The organism is Pseudomonas palmensis (assembly GCF_049942755.1).
Taxonomy (GTDB): domain Bacteria; phylum Pseudomonadota; class Gammaproteobacteria; order Pseudomonadales; family Pseudomonadaceae; genus Aquipseudomonas; species Aquipseudomonas palmensis.
The window spans coordinates 1,313,463-1,335,795 of sequence record NZ_CP187958.1 but is presented as its reverse complement, the minus strand read 5'-3'; the positions used below and the strand labels follow the sequence as shown (position 1 = coordinate 1,335,795).

The window sequence follows — 22,333 nt, the reverse complement described above, 5'->3', positions numbered from 1 at the left end:
GTTCAGCGACAGGTCGGCGGCGGCGATGCCCTGGAACTGGCCGTTGACCATGATCGGCTCGACGAACGAGGCCAGCATCACGGTCTTGTTGCCCACCTGGTACGGGGCCGGGTCAATGGCGCAGGCCTTGCCGGTCTCCTTGGAACACAGGTAGTACTCGCTGGTGCGCACGCCCGTGGGCAGCAGGGTACGGTCGTCCACATCCTGGAGTTTGTCGAGGGTCAGGCTACCGTCGTCGTTACGGTACCACCACGGCAGAAAGCGCCCGCTCTGCGGGTTGACGCCCGCCAGCGTGCTGCCTGCATAGCGGGCATCGTCGTGGTCCAGCGCATTGGGCTCCCAGCCCACGTAAACGCCCAGCAACAGCGGGTTGTCCAGGGCGGTCTGCCTGAGCAGGGCGATCATCTGTTCGCGTTCGAGCTTGAGCTGCGGGTTGCCGGCAGCATCCTGCATGCCGATCAGGGCATTGGTGGTGGCCAGGCCGCGGGCGATCAGCAGCGGCGCCTCGAGGCTGCGCTGGATCTGGCTGACCTGGGTCTGGGCCAGGGCCGTCAGGCGTTGCTCGATCACTGCCTCGAACTGTTGCTGGGTGCGGTTGTGCACCAGCGTCTGGGTGCGGGCACCGGAATACACTGCGTATAGCACCAGTGCTGCAACGATGCTCAGCACGATGGCACCGGCCAGCGCGGCCACGGAAAACTGGATCGACTTGAACTTCATGGGAGCTCCGAGCGCAAAGAGGGTCGCCTGTCTGGGCGTTATCGGCGCGCCGGGGGCAAAGCATGAGTGTGGCGATGCAATTCTTCGCGAACGGCTGTAGCGCGTTTATGATGCGCGGCCTAGGATACGCCGCATGTTCGAAGGGAGTGTTTTCATGCGTAGATCAGTTGTTATCGGTGCCCTGAGCGCCAGTGTGCTGCTGGCCGGTTGCCAGGCCGTGAACACCACCAGTGGTGGAGCGGTAGGCGTGGAGCGCAAACAGTACATGTTCAGCATGCTGTCGACCGATGAGGTCAACCAGATGTACGCGCAGTCGTACCAGCAGACCCTGGGCGAGGCATCCACCAAAGGTATGCTCGACAAGACCAGTGCCACCGCCAAGCGGGTGCAGGCCATTGCCGATCGGCTGATCGTGCAGGCGCCGAAGTTCCGCCCCGATGCGGCGCAGTGGAAATGGGAAGTCAACCTGATCAAGAGCGACGAGCTCAATGCCAACTGCGGCCCGGGTGGCAAGATCATTTTCTATACCGGCCTGATCGACAAGCTCAAGCTGACCGACGACGAGATCGCGGCGGTAATGGGCCACGAAATCGCCCACGCCCTGCGCGAGCATGGTCGCGAGGCGATGTCCAAGGCCTATGGTGTTGAGATGGCGCGCCAGGGCGCAGGTGCCCTGTTCGGCCTGGGCCAGGACAGCCTGGCGCTGGCCGACACCGTGGTGCAGTACAGCATGACCTTGCCCAACAGCCGCAGCAACGAGAACGAAGCCGACCTGATCGGCCTGGAGCTGGCGGCGCGTGCGGGCTACAACCCGAATGCGGCGATCAGCCTGTGGAACAAGATGACCGAAGCGTCGGGTGGTTCGCAGCCTGAGTTCATGAGCACTCACCCGGCTTCGAGCAGCCGTATCGCGTCGTTGCAGGCGGCGATTCCCAAGGTGATGCCGTTGTACGAGCAAGCCAGAAAATAGCGCCGTGACCTTCGCCGGCACTGCCGGCTCCTACCTGAACCTGTAGGAGCCGGCCTTGCCGGCGAATGCTTCACACGCTAGCCGGTATCAGCCCACCCACCCGCTGACCTTCATCGCCGAATACACCGCCACCAGCGCCAGCACCACGAATGCCGTGGCCGCCAGGCGACGGATCAGGGTCAACGGCAGCTTCTCGGCGGCAAAATTGCCCGCCAGCACCACCGGTACGTTGGCAATCAGCATGCCCAGGGTGGTGCCGATGATCACCATGATCAGGTGCGGGTACTGCGCCGCCAGCATCACCGTGGCCACCTGCGTCTTATCGCCGATCTCGGCAATGAAGAACGCGATCAGCGTGGTCAGGAACGGGCCGAAGCGCCGCGCCGTACTGGCTTCATCGTCATCCATCTTGTCCGGCACCAGGGTCCACAGGGCCGTGGCGGCAAAGCTTGCGGCCAGGATCCAGTGCAACGTGGCCTCCGAGAAGAAACTGCCGAACCACGCACCCACTGCACCGGCCGCCGCATGGTTGGCCAGGGTCGCGGCAACGATACCGGCGATGATCGGCCAGGGTTTGCGAAAGCGTGCAGCGAGGATGAGCGCGAGCAGTTGCGTCTTGTCGCCGATTTCGGCGAGCGCAACGATGGCGGTGGGGACCAGCAATGATTCCAGCATCAGGATTCCTACGGGGGCGGGTCGACACGGCTATGACACGTACAGCCTTCCCGCCCCGGGTAAGGTGTGCGTGTCATAGGTCTTGTCAAACCCTGGATCCGTCTGTGCGGACCGTGGGTCGTACGCGCCATGGTCTGAGGACCAAGTATGTTGACGCGTACCGGGCGAGCTGGGTGCTCGCGGGAGACTACTCCCCTAGGACGGAGCGGATTCTGCCTAGGCAAAACCGTTTGGGCAAGCGAAGTTTTTAAGTTCGTGTGGCCTGGTAGATCCGAAAGCCTTGTCCCTCGTCGCGAATCAGGCAGTTGCCCAAGGCGCCTTCGATGAGCGGTTGGTACCGCAGGAAGCTGTTGGCCACAAGTCGAAGTTCGCCGCCTTTTTTCAGATGATCGGCCGATTTTTTCAGCAAGGTTTCCGAGGCGTGGTAATTGGTGTGAACCCCGGTGTGAAACGGCGGATTGCTCAGGATCACGTTCAGCTCGCGGGGCGCGGCATCGATGCCGTCACCGGCGATGACCTCCCCCTCCAGGCCATTGGCGGCCAGGGTCAGGCGGCTGCTGGCCACGGCGAAGGCATCCACGTCCAGCAGCGTTACCCGGCTTTGTGGGTAGCGGCGCTTGATCGCCGCGCCGAGTACGCCCGCGCCGCAGCCAAAGTCCAGCACATGGCCCACGGGCAGTTGCTCGAGGTTATCCAGCAGCAGCGCGCTGCCGCGGTCCAGCCGGCCATGGCTGAAGACCCCGGGCAGGCTCACGATCTGCAGCGGGCCTTCGGCCAGTGGCAGTTCGAATCGTTGCGCCAGGCTTTCCAGCGGCTGCGCCTCTGGCGGGGTGTCCACCGTGACCTGCCACAGCTGGCAATGGCGTGCACTGTCGAGCTTGCGCGGCTTGCCGAAGGCGTGCAGCTGCTTGGCCGCACCCTCGATACCCCCGCGCTTTTCACCCACCAGGTACAGCTGGCGCCCACCCAGGCGCGAGGCCAGGGCATTGAGCAGGTAGTTGGCCAGATCGCGGGACTTGGGCAGAAACAGCACGGCGCCGTCGAAAGCCACCGGCGGCACCTCCACGCCATAGTGACTGCGCCCGGCAAATCGCGCCTCGAGCGCGGCCTGGTCGCCGGCGTGCCAGCTCCAGGCGCGGGCATCGGGCAGGCTGCCCAGCAGGTCGTCGGCGGGCAGGCCGGCCAGCAACACGGGGCCTTTGAACAGCTCGGCCTGACGGAGCAACACTTCACTACGCGGGTCCATGGTCGGCGCCCCTCTGCAAAAAGTCGCGAATTCTAGCAGAACTCAGCTGACCACTCGGCGCGGGTTGCCCTGCAGGAAGGCTTCGGCGTTCTCGGCCAGTTGGCCGACGATGCGCTGGCGCGCCTCGACCGCGCCCCAGGCACTGTGCGGGGTGACCACAAGGCGCGGGATATCGCCTGCCAGCAGGGGGTTGCCATTGACCGGAGGCTCCACGCTGAGCACGTCGGTGGCGGCGCCACCCAGGTGCCCGCTGCGCAGTGCGTCGGCCAGCGCCTGCTCGTCGATCAGCCCGCCACGGGCGGTGTTGACCACGAACGCGCCGGGCTTGAGCAGGGCCAGCTCGGCGGCGCCGATCATGTTGCGGGTGCTGTCGTTGAGCGGGCAGTGCAGGGTCAGCGCATCCACCTGCGGCAGCAGCTCGGCCAGGCTCAGGCGATCATCGCGGGCCGGGCGGCCGGGCAACTGGCCGCACAGCACGCGCATGCCGAAAGCTTCGGCCAGGCGCGCCACCGCACCGCCAAGTTCGCCGTGGCCGAGCAGGCCGAGGGTCTTGCCCTCCAGTTCGACGATGGGAAAGTCGAGCAGGCAGAACTGACTGGCCTGGGCCCATTTGCCGTCGGCCACCGCCTGCTGGTAATCGGGCAGGCGAGTGGCCAGCGCCAGCAGCAGGGCCAGGGTGTGCTGCGCCACCGAGGGCGTGCCGTAGCCCTGGCAGTTGCTGACCACGATGCCCTGGGCGCGCGCGGCCTGCAGGTCGACGTTGTTGGTGCCGGTGGCCGACACCAGGATCAGCCTGAGGTCGGGGCAGGCGGCGAGGGCGGCGGCGTCCAGGTGCACCTTGTTGGTGATCGCCACGCTCGCGCCCTGCAGACGCTCGGCCACCTCGTGGGGGGCAGTGGCCGGGTGCAACTGCAGTTCATCGAAGCAGCCGCGCAGGCGGCTCAGGTCGAGGTCGCCCAGGTCCAGGGAGCTGTGGTCGAGGAATACAGCGCGGCGCAAGGTCATGGGGCAGGCTCCTGGGGTGTGGTTTGAGCAGGTAGTGGGGCATTAGAGCCTGCATCGCCGTGGGCGTAAAGCCAGGCATCCGGCTGCACGGGAGGTGACTGTGCCGATTCACTTGTAACTGTATCTTTCAGAACTGCCAGGCAGTGGGTAAGGTACGCCACCCGATCGTTTGCCAGGAGCGTCACCCCATGTACTGGGCAGAATTTCTCACCGTTGCGCTGATCCACCTGCTGGCCGTGGCCAGCCCCGGCCCGGACTTTGCGGTGGTGGTGCGCGAAAGTGTTACCCACGGTCGGCGCGCCGGTACCTGGACCGCCTTCGGCGTGGGCACGGCGATCTTCCTGCATGTGGGCTATTCGCTGCTGGGCATCGGCCTGATCGTGTCGCAGTCGATCATGCTGTTCAACGTGCTCAAGTGGCTGGCTGCGGCCTACCTGGTGTACATCGGCATCAAGGCCCTGCGTGCCCGCCCGGCGCCTGCCGGCAGCGAGAGCGTGCAGGTCTCGACCGTGGCGCGCACCCCGCGTGCCGCCTTTGTGGCAGGGTTCATGACCAACGGCCTGAACCCCAAGGCCACGCTGTTCTTCCTGTCGCTGTTCACGGTGGTGATCAACCCGCACACGCCGCTGCTGATACAGGCCGGCTACGGGGCCTACCTGGCACTGGCCACCGGCCTGTGGTTCTGCCTGGTGGCCCTGCTGTTCAGCCACGCCCGCGTGCGCTCCGGGTTTGCGCGCATGGGCCACTGGTTCGATCGCGGCATGGGCGCGGTGCTGGTGGCGCTGGGTATCAAGATCGCCTTCACCGAGATGCACTGAGGCGGTTGATGGCCATTGGCCTGTCATCCCTGCGGGCGCGCAAATCATTCCTTTGGCTGATTTGAGCGCCCCCGTCCCGTTCTAGAGTAAGCGCCGTATTGCCATGCCTGCGTACTCGAAAAAGGGACTCCCATGCTGCAAACCAGGATTATCGCCCCCGCTGCGGGCGCTTACGAATACCCGCTGCTGATCAAGCGCCTGCTGATGTCGGGCAGCCGCTACGAGAAAACCCGCGAGATCGTGTACCGCGATCAGCTGCGCTACAACTACCTGACCCTGAGCGAGCGCATCGCGCGCCTGGCCAACGTGCTCACCGCAGCCGGGGTCAAGGCCGGCGACACCGTGGCGGTGATGGACTGGGACAGCCATCGCTACCTGGAGTGCATGTTCGCCATCCCGATGATCGGCGCGGTGGCCCACACCATCAACGTGCGCCTGTCGCCCGAGCAGATCCTCTACACCATGAACCACGCCGAAGACCGCTTCGTGCTGGTCAACAGCGATTTCATCGGGCTGTATCAGTCCATCGCGCCGCAACTGACCACGGTCGAGAAGACCCTGCTGCTCACTGACGGCCCCGACAAGCATGCCGAACTGCCGAACCTGGTGGGCGAGTACGAGCACCTGCTGGCGGGCGCGGCCACCACCTACGACTTCCCCGACTTCGACGAGAACTCGGTGGCCACCACCTTCTACACCACCGGTACCACCGGCAACCCCAAGGGCGTGTATTTCACCCACCGCCAGCTGGTGCTGCACACCCTGGGCGTGGCTACCGTGACCGGCAGCATCGACAGCATCCGCCTGCTGGGCACCGATGATGTGTACATGCCCATCACCCCGATGTTCCACGTGCACGCCTGGGGCATCCCCTACGTGGCCACCATGCTCGGGCTCAAGCAGGTCTACCCGGGGCGCTACGAGCCGGAGATGCTGTGTCAGCTGTGGCGGGACGAAAAGGTCACCTTCTCGCACTGCGTACCGACCATCCTGCAGATGCTGCTCAACGCCAAGGGCGCGCAGGGCCAGGATTTCGGCGGCTGGAAGATCATCATTGGCGGCAGCTCGCTCAACCGCGCCCTGTATGAGTCGGCCAAGGCCCAGGGCATCCAGCTCACGGCGGCCTATGGCATGTCGGAAACCTGCCCGCTGGTGGCCTGTGCCCACCTCAACGAAGAGCTGCTGGCCGGCAGCGACGACGAATGCATCAGCTACCGCATCAAGGCCGGCGTGCCGGTGCCGCTGGTGGAGGCCGCGGTGATGGATGCCGAAGGCGGCTTCCTGCCGGCTGACGGCGAGTCCCAGGGCGAACTGGTGCTACGCGCGCCGTGGCTGAGCATGGGGTATTTCCGCGAACCGGAGAAAGGCGCCGAGCTGTGGCAGGGCGGCTGGCTGCACACCGGGGATGTGGCGACCATCGACAGCATGGGCGTGGTCGATATCCGCGATCGCATCAAGGACGTGATCAAGACCGGCGGGGAGTGGGTGTCGTCGCTGGCCCTCGAAGACCTCGTCAGCCGCCACCCCTCGGTGCGCGAAGTGGCGGTGGTGGGTGTACCCGATCCGCAGTGGGGCGAGCGTCCGTTTGCCCTGCTGGTGGTGCGTGACGGCACCAGCATCGACGCCCGCGAGCTCAAGGAGCACCTCAAGCCCTACGTGGAGCTGGGCATGATCAACAAGTGGGCAATCCCCAGCCAGATCGCCCTTGTTACCGAAATTCCCAAGACCAGCGTGGGCAAGCTGGACAAGAAGCGCATCCGCGTCGACATCAGCCACTGGCAGGCCAGCAACAGCGCATTTCTGTCCACCCTCTGAAGGCGGGCCGGTCGCGCCCTGGCGGGTGCGACCCTTGCGCCAGACACCTGCGCGCCTTGTCAAAGCGAAAAAATAGGCCATCCTTGCCGCTGCCCGCGCAGTTGGCGAGCGAATCAGCTCTTTGGGTGTAGTACCAACGTGCAAATCACACTTTAGAGGGATCAAGCACAGGTACCTGCTGGCTATAGTCGGGTCAGGGGATTTTTAGGGACGGGGGCCCGCGCAAATGACTGCGCACTGCCACGTTGGTCGACCAGCAGGCGTATTCACGTCGGTCGTTCGATGCGTTTCTCAAAGGACTCACTGCCATAAAAATAAAGTACATGGAGTAGCGTCGATGACATCAGTAAATCTGTTCTGGCGCCGGGCGAAATTGCCATTGGCCGTCAGCCTCGCTTCTACGCTCGCCGGCCCTGCATTCGGCGTCAGTTTCAACATCGGTGAAATCGAAGGTCAGTTCGACTCGTCGCTGTCCGTGGGGGCCAGCTGGTCGACGGCCAAGCCGAACCAGAACCTGATCGGCGTCAACAACGGCGGCAAGGGTCTGTCGCAGACCTCCGACGACGGCCACCTGAACTTCAAGCGCGGCGAGACCTTCTCGAAGATCTTCAAGGGCATCCACGACCTGGAGCTCAAGTACGGCGACACCGGCGTGTTCGTGCGTGGCAAGTACTGGTACGACTTCGAACTCAAGGACGAACACCGCCAGTTCAAGGACATCAGCGACTCCAACCGCAAAGAGGGCGCCAAGTCGTCCGGTGCCGAGCTGCTCGACGCCTTCGTCTACCACAACTACTCGATTGGCGAACTGCCGGGTTCGGTGCGTTTCGGCAAGCAGGTGGTGAGCTGGGGTGAAAGTACCTTCATCGGTGGTGGCATCAACTCGATCAACCCCATCGACGTTTCCGCGTTCCGCCGCCCGGGTGCCGAGATCAAGGAAGGCCTGATCCCGGTCAACATGTTCTACATCTCCCAGAGCCTGACCGACAACCTGTCGGCCGAAGCCTTCTACCAGCTGGAATGGGACCAGACCGTCGTCGACAACTGCGGCACCTTCTTCTCCCAGCCGGACATCATCGCCGACGGTTGCACCGACAACCTGCGCGTATTGTCCAGCAGCCGCACCATGACCCCGGCACAGATCGCCGGCCTGGCCAACTTCGGCGTGGACGTGAACGAGGAAGGCATCAAGGTGGCGCGCGGCCCCGACCGCGATGCCCGTGACAGCGGCCAGTTCGGTGTTGCCCTGCGCTACATGTTCGAACCGCTCAATACCGAGTTCGGCGCCTACGCCATGAACTACCACAGCCGTGCGCCGATCTTCAGCGCCACGGGGGCTTCTGCACAGGCCTACGCCATTGCCGGCATGGTCGACCCGCGCACCGGCGCCGCCATCGTGGCGGGCAACTCCAAGTACTTCGTCGAGTATCCCGAAGACATCCGCCTGTACGGCCTGAGCTTCTCCACCACCCTGCCTACCGGCACCGCGTGGAGCGGTGAAATCAGCTACCGGCCGAACGCACCGGTGCAGCTGAACACCACCGACATCCTGTACGCCGGGGTCACCCAGCTGGGCGGCACGTTCGGCAATGCCTCGCTGCTCAAGGGCCAGGCCGATACCGACCTGCACGGCTACAAACGCAAGGAAATCACCCAGTTCCAGACCACCCTGACGCACTTCTTCGACCAGGTGATGGGCGCCAGCCGCATGACCGTGGTAGGTGAAGTGGGCGTGACCCACGTGGGCGGCCTGGAAAGCGCCGACAAGCTGCGCTACGGCCGCGATCCGGTGTATGGCCCTGGCCCGCTGCCGGATACCTTCGGCCTCAATACCTGCACGGACATCCTCAACGCCGGCACCATCGGTGGCGCCGCGCCTGGCGGTGGTTCCTCCGCCAACCGCAGCCGCAAGTGCGAAAAGGACGGCTACACCACCAGCACCTCGTGGGGCTACCGTGGCCGCGTGATCTGGGACTACAACGATGTGTTCGCCGGGGTCAACCTCAAGCCGAGCGTGGCCTGGTCGCATGACGTGTCCGGCTACTCGCCAGGCCCGGGCGGCAACTTTGAGGAAGGGCGCAAGGCGGTCAGCCTGGGCCTGGACGCCGAATACCAGAACACCTACACCGCGAGCCTGTCGTACACCAACTTCTTCGATGGCAAGTACACCACCGTGGATGACCGCGACTTCATCGCCCTCAGCTTCGGCGTGAACTTCTAAGCACTGATCCGGGAAGACCAAGATCATGAAAGCAACCAAGAGTCTGTTGAAAATCGGTGTGCTGAGCCTGTCGCTGCTCGCCACCGGCGTGATGGCGGCGGTGTCCGCCGACGAAGCCGCCAAGCTGGGCACCAGCCTGACCCCGATGGGCGCCGAGAAGGCCGGCAATGCCGACGGTTCGATCACTGCCTGGCAGCCCCTGAGCACCACGGCCGGTTCGGTCGATGCCAAGGGCTTCCTGTCCGACCCGTACGGCAACGACAAGCCCAAGTTCACCATCACCGCGCAGAACGTCGACCAGTACAAGGACAAGCTGTCCCCTGGCCAGTTGGCCATGTTCAAGCGCTATCCGGACACCTTCAAGCTGCCGGTGTACCCGACCCAGCGTGGCTCCACGGTGCCGGACTCGGTGTTCGCCGCCATCAAGAAGAACGCCACCACCACCAACCTGGTAGCTGGCGGCAACGGGCTGGAGAACTTCCAGATCGCGATCCCGTTCCCGATCCCGAAAAGCGGTGTGGAGGTGATCTGGAACCACATCACCCGCTACCGTGGCGGTGGCGTCACGCGTGTGGTGAACCAGGCCACGCCGCAGCAGAACGGCAGCTACAGCATGGTGAAGCTCGAGGAACAGTTCATGTTCCGCGATCGCCTGAAGGATTTCGATCCGGCCAACCCTGGCAACGTGCTGTTCTACTTCAAGCAGAAAGTGACCGCCCCGCCGCGCCTGGCCGGTACCGTGCTGCTGGTTCACGAGACCCTCGACCAGGTCAAGGAGCCGCGCAAGGCCTGGATGTACAACGCTGGCCAGCGCCGCGTGCGCCAGGCCCCGCAAGTGTCGTATGACGGCCCGGGTACCGCCGCTGACGGCCTGCGTACCTCCGACAACCTGGACATGTTCAACGGTGCGCCGGACCGCTACGACTGGAAGCTGGAAGGCAAGAAGGAGATGTACATTGCCTCCAACAGCTACAAGCTCGATTCGACGAGCCTCAAGTATGCCGACATCATCAAGCCGGGGCATATCAACCAGGACCTGACCCGTTACGAGCTGCGTCGCGTGTGGCATGTGGTGGGCACCCTGAAACCGGGCCAGCGGCACATCTATGCCAAGCGTGACTTCTACATCGACGAAGACACCTGGCAAGCGGCCGTGATCGACCAGTACGACGGCCGCGGCCAGCTGTGGCGGGTATCCGAGGCACATGCCCAGGATTACTACAACAAGCAGGTGCCGTGGTACACCCTGGAAGCCATCTACGACCTGCAGTCGGGCCGTTACCTGGCGCTGGGCATGAAGAACGAAGAGCAGAAGGCCTACAACTTCGACTTCACTGCCAGCAAGGCCGACTTCCAGCCGGCAGCGCTGCGCCAGGATGGTGTGCGCTGAGTTAGAACCTCCTCCGTGTGATCCCCAGAACGCCCCGGCTTGACCGGGGCGTTTCTGTGTGTGGCCCGACAACAGGCCGTGAGGGGCAATGCGGGATGAATTGCGCGCAATGCTGCGCTTCGTGAGTTTTTGTCGCTTTTTGTTGTAGTCTTTTTTCCGACCTCTGCGCCAATCATCTTCAAATGTGCCGTTTAAAGCGCTAGTCTCGGCGGGTCTGTTCTGCCGAAGACTTCCAACTAAAACGAGCCGGCCATGACTGATCTGTCGCGTATGCAAGGGTTCGCCAGCCAGGCCATCAGCGCTGTGGAGGGCCGCTTCTACCGTCCACCACTGCCCGAGGGGCACGTGCCGCGCCCGCGGCTATGCCAGCGCCTGCACGCCGGCCTGAGCGGTCGACTGCTGCTGGTTTCGGCGCCCGCCGGTTTCGGCAAGAGCTCGCTGGCCGTGGAGTTCTGCCAGAGCCTGCCCGCCTCGTGGGGCAGCCTGTGGCTGGGGCTGAGCCAGCGCGACAGCGACCCCGGGCGCTTTCTGGAGCGCCTGCTCGAAGGGCTGCAGCAGTTCTGCCCGGACCTGGGCAACCAGGCCCTGGGCCTGCTCAAGATGCGCCAGCGGCACCAGCCTTTTGCCTTCGAGGAGTGGCTCGATAGCCTGCTCGACGAACTGGCCCTGCACCTGCACCCGCAGAACCCGCTGCTGCTGGTGCTCGATGACTACCATCTGGCCCAGGGCCCGGTGCTCGACCGCTGCCTGCAGTTCTTCCTCAATCATTTGCCGCCTGGCCTGGTGCTGCTGGTCACCAGCCGCCAGCGTCCCGACTGGCACCTGGCGCGCCTGCGCCTGTCGCAGCAGTTGCTCGAACTCACCGAACAGGACCTGCGCCTGAGCCCCGAGGAATCCCTGGCCGTGCTCGACCAGCACCCCACCACGCTGCGTGGCCAGGCCCTGGACAACCTGATTCAACGCAGCGATGGCTGGGTCGCCGGCCTGCGCTTCTGGCTGCTGGCCGCCTCCGAGGCGGGGGTCGACAGCGCCTTGCCCCACGCCCTGCATGGCGGCGAGGGGCTGATACGCGACTACCTGCTCGAAGAAGTCATCGACTGCCTGCCGCCCGAGGTGCAGGCGTTTCTCTACGACACCGCCTGCCAGGAGCGTTTTTGCGCCGACCTGTGCGATGCCCTGCGCGAAAGCCACGACAGCGCGCAGATACTGCGTTACCTGAAGGCACACCAGGTGTTTCTGGTACCGCTGGACGAGCAGGGTCAATGGCTGCGTTATCACCACCTGTTCTCCGACCTGCTGCGCACCCGCCAGGCCAGCCAGCCGCTGGCCAGCCTGCACCTGCGCGCGTGCCGCTGGTTCCACGCCCAGGGCCTGCTCGACGAGGCGGTGGAGCAGGCCCTGCGCGCCGGTCACCTGGACGTGGCGGCCAACCTGGTGCAGAACCTGTCCGAAGAGCAACTGCTGGCCGAACAGAACGTCGGCATGCTGCTGCGCTGGAAGATGGACCTGCCCGACAGCCTGCTGATCAGCACCCCGCGCCTGATCGTGCTGTACAGCTGGGCGCTGGGGCTGGCCTGCCAGCTGGATGCGGCCGAGGAACTGGTCAGCCACCTCAGCCGGTTCCTGCCGGCGCCTTCGGCCACGGCGCAGAAGTCCATGCTGGCGCAATGGCTGGCCCTGAGCGGAATCATCGCCCGCGGTCGCGGCGACCGTCTGAAAACTCGCTCGTACTGCCAGCAGGCGCTGCGCAGCCTGCCCACCAAGCGCTACGGCCAGCGCCTGATGTGCCTGTCCACCTTGTCCAACCTGGCCATCGCCGAGGGCGATTTCTGGCACGCCCGTGGCTGGAACCGCGAGGCGCTGGAGCTGGCACGGCGGGTCGGCAACCCGTTGTTCGAGGCCCTGGCCCACTACGATCGCGCGCGGGTGCTGCATGCCCGTGGCGAGGTCCTGCGTTCGATGGAGGAGGTGCGCCACGGCCTGCAACGCCTGCAAGGGCTGTCGGCCCAGCGCCTGTACGCGGCGCGTGCGCGCCTGGCGCTGTACGAAGGCTACCTGCTGGTCGCCGGGCTGCAGCCGCAGGAAGGGCGTGCGCGCTTGCGTGCCGGGCTGGTGGAAGCGCGTGCCTGTCGCGACATCAGCGTACTGATCGGGCATTGCGTGCTGGCCACCCTGGACGGGCGCGAGGGGCGTTTTACCGAGGCCTTCTGCGAGCTGGCCGAGGCCGAGCGCCTGATGCATATCTGGGACGTGCCGCCGGTGTTCTACCTGGCCATGATCACCCTGGTCAAATGCGAGCTGTGGCTGGCCCAGGGGCGCATGGACCTGGCCGAATCCTGGCTGCTGCGCCTGGGCCAGACCTACGGTGGCGAACGTGCCGCCGCCGCACCGGAGTTCCATCCGCTGCTGCCTTTGCACATCGAACTGCAGCAGGCCCTGCTGGAACAGGCCCAGGGGCGTACCGCACAGGCCGCACAACGCCTGCAGGCGCTGACCGAGCACGGGCGCAGCAATGGCGGCCAGCTGCTCGGCACCACCGCGGTGTGTCAGCATATCGGCCTGTTGCTGGCGAGCGGTGCTGCAGAGGCGGCCGTGGTGTTGCTGCCCCAGGCCCTGGAGGCCGCGCAGGGGGGCGTGCTGCAACCCTTCCAGCGGCTGCTGGAAGATCACCCCGAGTGGATACGCGAGCAGTTGCTGGCCCAGCCGGCGGGGCCGGTGCAGGCGCGCCTGCTGTCGCTGTTGCCGGTGGTTGATACCTCGCCGGCCCCCGGGGCGGGCACCGAGGCCCTGAGTGCGCGAGAGATGTCGGTGCTCAAGCTGATCGCGCTGGGGTGTTCCAACCAGCAGATCAGCGAGCAACTGTTCATTTCGTTGCACACCGTCAAGACCCACGCCAGCCACATCAACAGCAAGCTCGGCGTCGAGCGCCGCACCCAGGCGGTCGCCCGGGCCAAGGCGCTGGGCCTGTTGTAGCACGGCAGTCGGCCAAGTATGATGGCATCGCGCCATCACACTTGGCGCGTTGGCTTCGTGCCGCATGCTTGCGGCGCCTCAAGCAAAGTGCACGTGCTGCCGATAGCCTTTCCGAGGCCTGCAGCCGTTGACGTTGCTTGCCAAGCAGCATGCGCTGGCGATGATCGTCGCGCTGCTTGCGTCCTGAAGCCGAGCCTGTCCCTGTAGGCGCCTTGGCGCCGCTCTTCTTTCTTCCAAGTCAGGTTTTGTGGATGTTGGTGTATAGCCAAAAAAGTTTTCTGATCGTCGATGACTTCACCGACTTCCGCACGTCCGTGCGTTCGATGTTGCGGGAAATGGGTATCCGCGACGTCGATACCGCCGAGAGCGGCGAGACGGCGATTCGCATGTGCGGGCAGAAGCGCTATGACTTCATCCTGCACGACTTCCACCTGGGCGACGGCAAGAAGAACGGCCAGCAGGTGCTGGAAGACCTGATGATCGACAAGCTGATCAGCCACGAGGCGATCTTTGTCATGGTGACGGCCGAGAGCAGCCAGGCGGTGGTGCTCAGTGCCCTGGAGCACGAGCCGGATGCCTACCTGACCAAGCCCTTCAACCGCCTGGGGCTGACCCAGCGCCTGGACAAGCTGGTACAGCGCAAGACCCTGCTCAAGCCTATCTTGCAGGCGCTGGACCGTGGCCGACCGGCCGAAGTGCTGCTGGCCTGCGACAACCTGTGCAAGCAGGACCCGCGCTTTGCGCCGCTGTGCCTGCGCTACCGTGCCGACGCCCTGGGCGCCCTCAACCGGCATGAAGAGCTGGAGCGCTTTCTCAAGGCGATCCTGGCCAACCGCCCTACGCCGTGGGCGTACGCGGCGCTGGGCAAGCTGCTGTTCAAGCGCGGCCAGGCCGTCCAGGCCAAGGAAATCTACGAACAGGCGATCAAGGCGTTTTCGATGATGCCCGGCCTGTACGACGGCTTGGCCGACGTGCTGGCTGCCGCAGGTGAAACCCGCCGTGCCCAGTCGGTGCTCGAAGAGGCCGTACGCCTGTCGCCGCTGGCGGTCCGCCGGCAGATGCAACTGGGCAAGCTGGCCCTGGGCAACGCCGACTTCGACACCTCGTCGCGGGCCTATCGCCAGGCCGTGAGCCAGGGCCAGAATTCGCGTTTCAAAGACCCTGAAAGCAACCTGGGCCTGGCCCAGGCGCTGATCCAGAAGAACGTGGGCAACGGCCTGGATGCACGCACACGCGTGGAGCTGAATCAGGTGCTGGGCGATGTGGCCAAGGAGTACACCGACGACCAGGGCCTGCAGGTACGTGCGCGCTTGATCAAGGCCACCGGCCTGGCGCAGGCGGGCGATGCCGAGACGGCCGCCAAGCTCACCGAGGCGGCGGTTGCGCGGCTGGAGAACATGGACCAGTTCTTCTCGGCCGAAACCGCCCTGGCAGTGGCTGCGCAGTTGCAGCAACTGGGCCAGGAGGCGGCGGGCACGGCCATCCTCAAGAACTGCGTGGAAGTCTACGGTGACGACGCGAGCGTGATGCAGAGCATCGCCAAGCTGACCGACGATCCGACGATTCTGGGCGCCGGCAACGAAGCCGTCGACCTCAACCGCCAGGGCGTGCGCAGCTATCAGGCCGGCAAGGTCGGCGAGGCGCTGGAGCAGTTCCGGCGCGCGCTGGCGTTGCAGCCCAAGAACATCAGCATTGCACTGAACACTGCCCAGGCGCTGCTGCGCATGGCCGGGGAAAACCCCTCGAGCGCCGCGCTGGAGGAATGCCGCGCGTGCCTGGCCAAGGTGGCGGGCATTCCCAATACCGATCCGCGCTACGAGCGCTATCGAAAACTGCGTATCCGGGCGGTGGGCTCATGAGCAACGATTCCCAGGGGCTGGATTTTTCCACGGTGATCGCCTCCACCGTACACGACATGAAGAACTCCCTGGCGATGCTGATGCAGGCGCACAGCCAGTGGCTGTCGCGCCTGCCGGCCGCCCAGGCGCAAGGCCCGGAGCAGGCGGTGGTGGAGCACGAGTTCGCGCACCTCAACGGCATGCTCGTGCAGCTGCTGGGGTTGTACAAACTCGGGGTCAATCAGTTGCCCATGTGCCCCGACTACCATGACCTGGACGACTTCATCGGCGGCCTGCTGGCCTCCAATCAGCCGATCATCGACAGCCGCGAGATCATTGCGCGCTACGAGATCGATGCCTTCAACCCGCTGGGCTTCTTCGACCGCGAGCTGGTCGGTTCGGTGATCTCCAACGTGATCAACAACGCCATCCGCTATGCCGGGCACGCCTTGCTGGTCACGGTGACCGAGCAGGGCGAACAACTGGTGCTGAGCATCAATGACGACGGCCCGGGTTATCCACAGGGCATGATCGACCGTCAGGCCGACTACGTGCAGGGCATCAACCTGCACACCGGCAGCACCGGGTTGGGCCTGTACTTCGCTGAACGCATTGCTGCGCTGCACGAGCGCAACGGTGTGCGCGGGCGCATCGAGATCGCCAATGGCGGTGCCCTGGGCGGCGGCCTGTTCCAGCTGTACCTGCCCTGAGCCAGCCGCCGGTCGGCCAGGGCGTTGCACCAAAGTCTACAAATTAAACGGTTAGTACATAAAATCCCGTAACATAGGCCACCTGCATTTCTTGTGTCCCGGTTCGCGCCTTCGTCGCTGACCGGGTGGTGATCTATTGTCTTTCGGGAGGGCCGTTTGAGCCTCTTTTCGCGTTTTCCGTTCAGCCCCCTCGCGTTTGCCGTGGGCCTTTCTTCCAGCCTGCTGGCGTGTGCGGTGCAGGCCGATGCATTCGACAACCTTGTCGACAGCCCGACCCTGACCGGCGACTGGGGCGGCAGCCGCTCACGCCTGGAGGCGAGCGGCGTCAAGCTCACCGGCGAATATGTGTCGGAAACCATGGGCCTGGTCAGCGGTGGCCTCAAGCACGGTGCGCGCTATGCGCAGCAGGTCCGCCTGGGCGCGACCTTCGACCTCGAGACATTGCTGGGCGAGGCGGATGCAGGCACGGTCCAGCTGACGATCAATGACCGGCGCGGCAACAGCGCCTCGCAAGACCTGGTGGGCAACCGGCTGCCGGTGCAGGAGATCTATGGCGGGCTGTACACGCGCCTGAGCGAACTGAGCTATGCGCGCAGCCTGTTCACCGACGACCTGAACGTCAAGCTCGGCTGGATGGCCATGGGCAATGACTTCGGCGGCATGGGCATCCTCACCAACTTCGTCAACGCAGGTTTCTGCGCGCACCCGCTGAGCATGTCCGGTGGCAGTGGCTGGGGCAACTACCCCACGGCGCACTGGGGCATGGAACTGAAATACCGCATCAGCCCCGAGTGGACGGTGCAGACCGCCTGGTTCAACGTGAACCCCGAGACCAACAGCGCCTCGTCCAAGGCCTTCGACCTGACCTCCAGCGGCACCACCGGGGCCATCCTGCCGGTGGAGCTGATTTACAACAACCTGGCTACCTATGATGGGCAGTACAAGTTCGGCTGGTATTACGACACCTCCGACACTGCGCGCATCGGCCAGCCCGACAGCAAGGCGGCGGGGCGTCACGGTGCCTATGTCCTGGTCGATCAGATGGTATGGCGTTCGGATTCGACCCGGGGGCGCAGCGTACGCCTGTTCGCGCAGGCCACCGACACCGACACGGCCACTTCGCCGTTCTCGCACTGGTACGCGGCCGGAGCGGTGCTGAGCCGACCGTTCGCTTCGCGCGAGCATGACAACGTGGGGTTGGCATACGGCCGTGCGGTGTTCAACTCGCGCAGCCGCGATGTCCAGATCGCCAACCTGGAGCGCGGTGGCGACCTGGCCCAGGCGCAGAGTGTCAGCAACCTGGACATGGGCGAGCAGTTGGTGGAACTGAGCTACACCGCCCAGGTAACCCGCTGGCTGACGGTGCGCCCGAGCGTGCAGTACGTGATGGAGCCGGGTGCATTTTCCGGCAAGGACACCCAGGACGCGTTGCTGGCCGGCGTACAGGTGAAGGTGCAGTTCTGATGGAGTGAGCGCGATGCGCTTGTTCGCCGGGAGGCTGACCCCTGCACAGGACTGTAGGAGCCAGCCTTGCTGGCGAAGAGGGGTGCATGACATCATCCCGCGCCCAGATCGCCCAGGATGGCCTGCCTTCATGCTTCGCACTTCACTGCTTGCCCTAGCTCTGTTCTCCTTCCCGGTTTTCACCTACGCCGCCCCTGCGGCCTCGGACAAGAGTTGCAGCGGTGACGATTATGTCTGCCCCGACTGGATGCCGACCCAGGGCCAGGTGCAAGATGCCATGGCTGACTTCACCCGCAAGCTTCACGCCAGTGGCCGGATGACGTCGCCGATCAAGGTGCTGGGCCGCATAGAAGTCTCCACTGTCTCTTGCGCATCGATGGGCCCGGACCGCGATTCGAACTTCATCTGCGGTGCCGAAGTACGCCTGCTCGGCGACGGCGGGCAGACCCACCACGTGCAATCGTCCTACACCATGCGGCTTTCCGAGTCGAACCGGTTCAGCGTCTACTCGCAGGGCGAATGGGTTGAGTTGTGACGCGAATCGTGGCTGACTGCGCGCTCTTTTTCATCGAGCCCCTGCCGTAGCCATGAGTGAACTCACCGTCGAACTGATCCCGACCGGCCCTGAACACATCGAGCTGATCCGCAACCTCTACCAGTTCTATGCCTACGAGTCCTCGGACTGGGAGCAGGAAGACGTCGAGGTGGACGGCCGTTTCTACATCCACGACGAACACCTAGCCCGCTACTGGCAGGAGCCGCAGTGGAGCGCCAACCTGATCCTGGTCGATGGCTACATCGCCGGCTTCCTGCTGGTCGAGCGCAGCGAACTGGCAGGGCTGGACGCACAGGAGCTGGCCGACCTGTTCATTCTCAAGCGCTACCGGCGCAAGGGCATCGGCCAGGCATTGGCTACCCAGGTGCTGATGAGTGGGGAAGGGGACTGGCTGGTGCGCTTCTATGACCAGGATGAAACCTCACAGGCGTTCTGGCGCAGCGTGCTCGACAACCTGCCACGGCCGGTGCAGGCCATCGAACTGGATGACGAGGGCGAGTTGCTGAGCTTTTTGATTACGCGGGCGGTCATGCATTGAAAGGGCCGGCTACCAGCGGCAAGCCTCACCAGACTTCATGGGGCTGGGCCCTGTAGTTTTTTTCGATGCGCTCGACCAGCAAGGGCGCGCTGATTAATCCTCGGGTGGGGTACTTCTGCTCTTGCGAGCTGAATGCCCTGTCCGGTCGATACTCTTCGTCACCGTCCCACAGCCAGAGCGAGCCACCCGGCCCACCCGCCCTTGTGCGGAATGTCAGAGATCCATACCGCCGTGCATTGACAATTATTCCAGCGATGAGAGCTGGCCCGACTGCTTTCGACCAAACTCGAAGAGCTGTTTGGTCAGCAGCAGGAAACCACTGTGCGTAAGCGTGGCCCAAGACCTGTTCCACTTGGAAGGTTTGACGCTGAGCTTAAGCCACTAGTAGCTAGATCATCTACCTTTCTGGCAGCGCCACCAGTTGCTTTTGCACCGTTAAATCACCTAGATTTCACGGCCTTCTCTTTTATGTAGTCCTCCAAATAACTTTCTAAGGGCTTTGCTGTTCCAAGAACATGAAGCGCACCAGACTGCGTAGTATTTTGAAATTACTGAGATTTGCTGGCTTCCCGGTCTGCCCATCAAGGAATCTAACAACACCATTCTGATTAAACACATTGAAAACATGCCCTGGCTGACCCAGCCCATAAGAACCAAACACAACTCCCCGAGCGCCATTTCCGGAGCTTGCCATTTGCTGCGCAATATTGTCAGGCGCCGTTATAGGGCCAAATTTAGAGCCAAATTGTTTTTGAAACACACTCAGCGGGACACCTTTCGCCTGGCCTTGCAGGCGCAAAACAAACCATACTTGGTCGGTTTTTTGATGGACTATGTAGAGTTAGTATTGATTAACGTGCCGCCATCTTTACCAAGGCCATCGTAATCGATCAGTGTTTGCTCAACTGCCCGAGCGTCAGCACGAGAAATATTCTCAAGCCCTCTGATTTCGGAAACCACTATACCTTTTTGTCTGAGGTGAGCTTGACTGCGTTTAACTATGTCGTCGGTTTCCAACGTAACGAGTCACGCCATCAATAACGCAGTTATAAACACAGGCCTTTCCGCCTATAGAGGCAACCTCACCTGCGCCTTTTGCACCGAAGGACTAATTCTACTTAATAGAAATTTCTTTTAATTCCTCGATAAGTCGATCCCCCTCCTCACTTTGCGACTCCAAACTAATCATCACAGGAAAGTCTTCATAAACCAATCGCAGGAGCCGGTCTTTTATAATCACCCCCCACACTCTAGTATCAACAGAATCACTTCTGCTAATAATCTTTCCAGAAAATAACTTAACGAATTCTTCGGCATAATTAGGGAAGCCTTCCCAGCCCACATCAGAAGTCAGCTCCGCATACAGTCTCCCAGACCTCATGCGGCCAAGAGAAAACACTTTTTCATCAATAAATTTTTTCATTGAAAAAGATCTCCACCACCAGCTCGCGTAGAGCTCTCAATTATCTGATCAAAAGTTTTTCCCTTTTTAACTAAATCATCAAATGCAGGGCCGATCTTGTTACCATATCGCTCTAAATTTCTTGCATCGATTACGTCAAGCATATCCGGAGGCGTATACTCCCTATACTTTACTTTCAACTCGTTTCTTGCGCCATATGCATATTTTGCGACTTCTTCTGCGCTAGCGCCGCCGGCACGCATTTTGTCCACAGCACCTTGCAAGTCGTAAACATCTTTAACATAGTTTTGTCGGACAGGTGGGAGATACCCGAAGTCTCCGTCAGCTTTAGATATAGCGTTGTCCCAAGCAGGAGTACCTTTTGCACCCCCCACCGAATGCGCATAAGGCATCCCTGCCTCCGCATCCGTTATACCACTTGTCGAATTCGGATTCTTTCCAGGTGGCCCATTTTTACCACCAGCGTTGTCAGCCAGGCTCGACGCCTTCCAAGCCGTCTCCCGCTCCCCAAGCGCTTTCGCAACCTGCCCCAGCTTCCCTGCCTTGTTGATCACCGCAAAGCTCAGGGCGAACTCGGTCTCCCACTGCATTTCCACCCGCAGGGCAGCCTGTTCCTGGCCTTGCAGGCGCAAAACAAATGCCTGGACTTTCGCGTCCTGCTTGGCGCTCTCAAAGGCTTGTGCGACTTCGTACGGATTGCTGGCCTTCTGAATCAGTCCGTTGGTGATACGAGAACTGGTGCCACTAAAGTCCGTGACCAGCCCTTCACCCAAGCCGTAGATGTTTTTGGCTGACTCGGCCACTGCCGCCGCAATGCCTTGCCCTACGCCAATCCCACCACCCAGCAGATCGGTTTTGCCGTAATTGAGGTTGCGGTCGTAATAGGCGAGTTGTTCCCAGTTCTGAAGGAATCTGTCGTTGATCAGGTATTCCTGATTCACCTTCGGATCATAGAAGTTCGCGTGGTTGATCTCGTAGTTCTTGAGCAACGCCAACGTTTCCGAGGCGGTATACACCTTGTGCGGTTCGCTGATGCTCGGCACATCCCCTTTGTCCGTGGTCGCATAGTTCGCCCCGAGCGGCGCCAGCGCCTGCCCGAGGTGGGCGAGGGTGCTGTCGTCGAACTTCACGCCCGCAGCACTGATCGTGGTCTGCCAGTCCTTGTCGGTGTAGTAGGCAAATGCCTCGGCCATGCGCCGCTCGGCTTCGGCCACGCTGATGTTCTGCTCTTGCGCCAGCGCCTTGGCCTGCTCGGAGATGAGCTTGCGTTCTTCCAGGTGCAGTTTGAATCGCCCCTGGTTTCCTAGACACTCTCCAAGCTCAGAAAATAGCGTTTCTCATACTCTACCGGCGACAGCTGATTGTTGACTTCTCACTTACAAACTAATTGCCGAACTACATTTTGAGCTGTATCTAAAGAAAAATTCTCTGCTATTTCCAGTTATCGCAGCGTTGTTGTTTGCCTATGCTCTGTTGAGCATATTTGGTCACGATCATTTCATTTGGCTACAGTACCTCAATAGCTTTTGGGCTTATGCCGCTATCGTCTGGGGATTCTTTCTGCTGGCCATGACAGAGCAACTGGTTGATCCGTTGGAAAAGGCTCGGGACAGGCGAAACAGCTAAGCAAGCGAAGCTATGGCGCGATGTATAACAAAAGCTATACACATGATCCTAGACAAATCAAATAGTTAGCTCTGTTTTGTATTACAAATGTATAGCCATCAATCAGCACGAAAAATGGCTAATCCGTTGATCTACAAGGAAACACTTACCCCGGACGGGGGTGCGTGTTGTGTATTGAGATTTTGCTCCTGTTAAGGAGCGAAAATTCATGCTCAAAAAGGGAGTATTGAGCAGATAGACCGTAGGTCGTCAGGGTGGGTGCAAAAGGGGTGCAACTTGACTGCAGAAAGGATGCAAGAAGGCGGCAAAAAGGGTGCAGATCGGGTGCAAAAACACCGGCGCTAG

General features: G+C 62.5%; 17 protein-coding genes and 1 riboswitch. Of the genes, 11 read left to right on the top strand and 6 right to left on the bottom strand.

The window, feature by feature from the left end:
* Positions 1-874 precede the first annotated feature (874 nt).
* Complete coding sequence (locus tag ACPRTJ_RS06115; RefSeq protein ID WP_043864476.1) at positions 875-1,690, top strand: M48 family metallopeptidase; 816 nt, start codon at positions 875-877, stop codon at positions 1,688-1,690.
* 87 nt (positions 1,691-1,777) lie between these two features.
* Here the strand turns inward: ACPRTJ_RS06115 and ACPRTJ_RS06110 are convergent, their stop codons facing one another.
* The 3 genes from ACPRTJ_RS06110 to ACPRTJ_RS06100 form a co-directional block, all read right to left on the bottom strand.
* Positions 1,778-2,365 (bottom strand): TMEM165/GDT1 family protein, encoded by a 588-nt coding sequence (locus ACPRTJ_RS06110; protein WP_043864356.1) that lies wholly within the window; start codon positions 2,363-2,365, stop codon positions 1,778-1,780.
* Between the two features lie 87 nt (positions 2,366-2,452).
* A riboswitch (yybP-ykoY riboswitch) is annotated at positions 2,453-2,574 on the bottom strand.
* A gap of 38 nt (positions 2,575-2,612) precedes the next feature.
* A complete protein-coding gene (locus ACPRTJ_RS06105; protein WP_043864357.1) occupies positions 2,613-3,611 on the bottom strand; it encodes a class I SAM-dependent methyltransferase in 999 nt (332 codons plus the stop codon).
* A 42-nt stretch (positions 3,612-3,653) separates the two neighbouring features.
* Positions 3,654-4,616, bottom strand: a complete 963-nt coding sequence (locus tag ACPRTJ_RS06100) for a 2-hydroxyacid dehydrogenase (protein WP_426428368.1) — start codon at positions 4,614-4,616, stop codon at positions 3,654-3,656.
* A gap of 188 nt (positions 4,617-4,804) precedes the next feature.
* Here ACPRTJ_RS06100 and ACPRTJ_RS06095 point away from each other — a divergent pair, with 188 nt between their 5' ends.
* The 10 genes from ACPRTJ_RS06095 (at position 4,805) to ACPRTJ_RS06050 (ending at position 18,939) form a co-directional block, all read left to right on the top strand.
* Positions 4,805-5,434 carry a LysE family transporter gene (locus tag ACPRTJ_RS06095; RefSeq protein WP_043864359.1) on the top strand — a complete coding sequence of 210 codons (630 nt, stop codon included), beginning with the start codon at positions 4,805-4,807 and terminating at the stop codon, positions 5,432-5,434.
* 132 nt (positions 5,435-5,566) lie between these two features.
* On the top strand, positions 5,567-7,249 hold the full coding sequence (locus tag ACPRTJ_RS06090) for a fatty acid--CoA ligase (protein WP_054916228.1): 1,683 nt from the start codon (positions 5,567-5,569) through the stop codon (positions 7,247-7,249).
* Positions 7,250-7,586: 337 nt separating this feature from the next.
* Positions 7,587-9,470 (top strand): DUF1302 domain-containing protein, encoded by a 1,884-nt coding sequence (locus ACPRTJ_RS06085; RefSeq protein ID WP_088515274.1) that lies wholly within the window; start codon positions 7,587-7,589, stop codon positions 9,468-9,470.
* Positions 9,471-9,495: 25 nt separating this feature from the next.
* Positions 9,496-10,860, top strand: coding sequence for a DUF1329 domain-containing protein (locus ACPRTJ_RS06080; RefSeq protein ID WP_043864362.1), 1,365 nt, complete (start codon positions 9,496-9,498; stop codon positions 10,858-10,860).
* 252 nt (positions 10,861-11,112) lie between these two features.
* On the top strand, positions 11,113-13,833 hold the full coding sequence (locus ACPRTJ_RS06075; RefSeq protein ID WP_315403806.1) for a LuxR C-terminal-related transcriptional regulator: 2,721 nt from the start codon (positions 11,113-11,115) through the stop codon (positions 13,831-13,833).
* A gap of 251 nt (positions 13,834-14,084) precedes the next feature.
* The gene (locus tag ACPRTJ_RS06070; protein ID WP_043864364.1) at positions 14,085-15,692 is read left to right on the top strand and encodes a tetratricopeptide repeat-containing response regulator; all 1,608 of its coding nucleotides are present in this window, start codon (positions 14,085-14,087) and stop codon (positions 15,690-15,692) included.
* Positions 15,689-16,381 carry a sensor histidine kinase gene (locus ACPRTJ_RS06065; protein ID WP_043864365.1) on the top strand — a complete coding sequence of 231 codons (693 nt, stop codon included), beginning with the start codon at positions 15,689-15,691 and terminating at the stop codon, positions 16,379-16,381. Before ACPRTJ_RS06070 ends, ACPRTJ_RS06065 begins: the two co-directional genes overlap by 4 nt.
* Positions 16,382-16,537: 156 nt before the next feature.
* Entirely contained in the window at positions 16,538-17,845 is a 1,308-nt protein-coding gene (locus ACPRTJ_RS06060) for a carbohydrate porin (RefSeq protein ID WP_258661706.1), read from the top strand.
* Positions 17,846-17,975: 130 nt separating this feature from the next.
* Positions 17,976-18,380 (top strand): hypothetical protein, encoded by a 405-nt coding sequence (locus tag ACPRTJ_RS06055; RefSeq protein ID WP_043864366.1) that lies wholly within the window; start codon positions 17,976-17,978, stop codon positions 18,378-18,380.
* Between the two features lie 52 nt (positions 18,381-18,432).
* On the top strand, positions 18,433-18,939 hold the full coding sequence (locus tag ACPRTJ_RS06050; protein ID WP_054916224.1) for a GNAT family N-acetyltransferase: 507 nt from the start codon (positions 18,433-18,435) through the stop codon (positions 18,937-18,939).
* 490 nt (positions 18,940-19,429) lie between these two features.
* Here ACPRTJ_RS06050 and ACPRTJ_RS06045 read toward each other — a convergent pair whose 3' ends face one another.
* The 3 genes from ACPRTJ_RS06045 to ACPRTJ_RS06035 form a co-directional block, all read right to left on the bottom strand.
* Entirely contained in the window at positions 19,430-19,699 is a 270-nt protein-coding gene (locus tag ACPRTJ_RS06045; RefSeq protein WP_353229557.1) for a toxin glutamine deamidase domain-containing protein, read from the bottom strand.
* 354 nt (positions 19,700-20,053) lie between these two features.
* Complete coding sequence (locus ACPRTJ_RS06040) at positions 20,054-20,362, bottom strand: DUF3630 family protein (protein ID WP_054916223.1); 309 nt, start codon at positions 20,360-20,362, stop codon at positions 20,054-20,056.
* Positions 20,359-21,576, bottom strand: a complete 1,218-nt coding sequence (locus tag ACPRTJ_RS06035) for a hypothetical protein (protein ID WP_147303853.1) — start codon at positions 21,574-21,576, stop codon at positions 20,359-20,361. The genes ACPRTJ_RS06040 and ACPRTJ_RS06035 overlap by 4 nt, the downstream gene beginning before the upstream one ends.
* Positions 21,577-22,333 lie beyond the last annotated feature (757 nt).